The organism is Flavobacterium sp., from assembly GCF_023151265.1.
Taxonomy (GTDB): Bacteria; Bacteroidota; Bacteroidia; order Flavobacteriales; family Flavobacteriaceae; genus Flavobacterium.
The window spans coordinates 1-2266 of the sequence record NZ_JAKLJH010000215.1; the positions used below are offsets into that span (position 1 = coordinate 1).

Annotated in this window: 3 protein-coding genes; 1 reads left to right on the forward strand and 2 read right to left on the reverse strand. The window is 33.8% G+C overall.

What is annotated here, in order from left to right; translation table 11 throughout:
* A partial coding sequence (locus L6Q46_RS13670) for a hypothetical protein (protein ID WP_291284772.1) occupies positions 1 to 287 on the forward strand: 287 nt, incomplete at its 5' end.
* A gap of 30 nt (positions 288 to 317) precedes the next feature.
* Here L6Q46_RS13670 and hemL read toward each other — a convergent pair.
* Together hemL and L6Q46_RS13680 are read right to left on the reverse strand one after the other, a co-directional pair.
* Entirely contained in the window at positions 318 to 1604 is a 1287-nt protein-coding gene (hemL, locus tag L6Q46_RS13675) for a glutamate-1-semialdehyde 2,1-aminomutase (protein WP_291284773.1), read from the reverse strand.
* On the reverse strand, positions 1604 to 2266 hold a 663-nt coding region (locus tag L6Q46_RS13680), incomplete at its 5' end, for a glucosaminidase domain-containing protein (protein ID WP_291284774.1). The genes L6Q46_RS13680 and hemL, both read right to left, overlap by 1 nt.

Here is a 2266-nt window from a genome sequence, read left to right on the forward strand (position 1 = left end):
GAAAACAATCAACAGAAGTAGTTGAAACTAGAAAAGTTGATTTTAATGATTTAGCAAAGAAAGACACTCATACATTGACTAAATTAATTCAGTTAGATGAACAAAAGATTAAAGATTTAAATGGATTGTTTCTTTACAAGCATGAAGCATTGAACAAGGCTAAAGAAACTAGAGATAAAGAACAAGTTAGTACTATTATTGAAGCTAAACTTAGAGCTACATTATCTCCAGAACAAATGGAGAAAGTTGCAAATCAACCTAATTTACTTCACCAGTTAACTCATTAAAAAAAAGTCCCGATTAAATCGGGACTTTTTTTATAACTCTTTTGCTGTGTCTGCAATTGCGTTTATGGTAAAATCTAAATCTTCATACGTTAACGCATCAGTAATAAACCAAGTTTCATAAGCTGATGGCGCAATGTAAACCCCGCGTTTTAACAATCCATGAAAGAATTTCTTAAAGCTTTCATTATCTCCATTTTTAGCTGTTGCAAAATCATAAACAGGATTAGCATCAAAATGAACCGAAATCATAGAACCTACTCTATTAATAGTAAAGACAACATTAGCATCAGTTAAAACTTTTCGGATTCCTTTTTCTAAATAAGACGTTTTTTCTTCTAATCGAGAAAAAATAGTAGAATCAGAATTTAGCGATTTCAACATTTCAAATCCTGCAGCCATTGCCAATGGGTTTCCAGATAAAGTTCCAGCTTGATAAACAGCTCCTAATGGAGCTAAATGATTCATTATTTCTTCTCTTGCAGCAAAAGCTCCAACTGGTAATCCACCACCAATTACTTTTCCAAAACAAACGATATCCGCTTGAATTCCATATAATTCTTGAGCTCCTCCTTTTGCTAAACGAAATCCTGTCATAACTTCGTCAAAAATTAACAAAGCTCCATTCTCAGAACAAACACTTCTTAAAGCTTCTAAAAACCCTTTCGCAGGTGGAATACAACCCATATTTCCCGCAACTGGCTCAATGATAATAGCTGCAATTTCATTTTTATTTGCTTCAAATAATGCTTTTACATTTTCAATATCATTATAAGATGCTAACAAGGTGTCTTTAGCGGTTCCTTCTGTAACACCTGGAGAATTTGGCACACCAAATGTACTCAAACCACTTCCTGCTGCAATTAAAAACGAATCAGAATGCCCATGATAACATCCTGAAAATTTAATGATTTTATCGCGCTTTGTATATCCTCTTGCTAAACGAATGGCACTCATACAAGCTTCGGTACCTGAATTTACAAAACGAATTTTATCGATGTTTGGAACCATAGAAACTGCTAGCTGTGCAATTTGAGTTTCTAATTCGGTTGGCATACCAAATGAAGTTCCTTTTTTTGCTTTTTCGATAACGGCATTAACTACAGGTTCATAAGCATGACCTAAAATCATAGGACCCCATGAGTTGATATAATCTATTAATCTATTGCCGTCTTCATCATATAAATAGGCGCCTTTAGCTTCTTTAACAAAAATAGGAGTACCACCTACTCCTTTAAATGCTCTTACTGGAGAGTTTACTCCACCCGGAATTACTTTGTTTGCTTCAACAAATAATTCGCTACTTCTTTTATATAACATTATTTTATTTTGATTTGTTGCCCAATTGAAATGGCATTATCAGACATATTATTTAACTTTTTTAAATCGTCAACCGTAAGATTAAATCTTCTTGAAAGAGAATACAAAGTATCACCTTGTTGAATGGTATAATAATCTGCTCCTTGTGCCAAAATCATTTCTTTTTTTGACGGTTTAAAATCGCGACTTAGCACTTCGTTATCGTATTTGTACAATTCGAAACGTTCAATTAATCCAATTAATTTATCTGGATATTTTACATCGGTTGCATATCCTGCGGCTTTTAATCCTTTTGCCCAAGACTCGTAATCGCCTTTATCTAATTTAAATAAATTTGAATATCGAGTTCTTGATGTTAGAAACAAAGAATGATCGCGATAAGACTCTGATGGATGCTCGTACTTTCTGAAACATTCTTGTGCTGCATCATCATCATGTTTAACACTTTCACCTGTCCAACCCGTATGACATTTAATTCCGAAATGATTGTTAGCTGATTGTGCTAATTTCCCTTTCCCTGCACCCGATTCTAAAATTCCTTGCGCTAATGTAATACTTGCCGGAATTCCATGTGTTTTCATGTTACTCTTAGCAATTTCTTTAAAGTTATCTACATACATTTGAATTTCCTCAGCATACGTTTTCACATTAGATGTAGCTTC

Coding starts and splice junctions, on each gene's coding strand:
- hemL (WP_291284773.1), bottom strand. CDS start 1,604: ATGTTATATAAAAGAAGTAGCGAATTATTTGTTGAAGCAAACAAAGTA.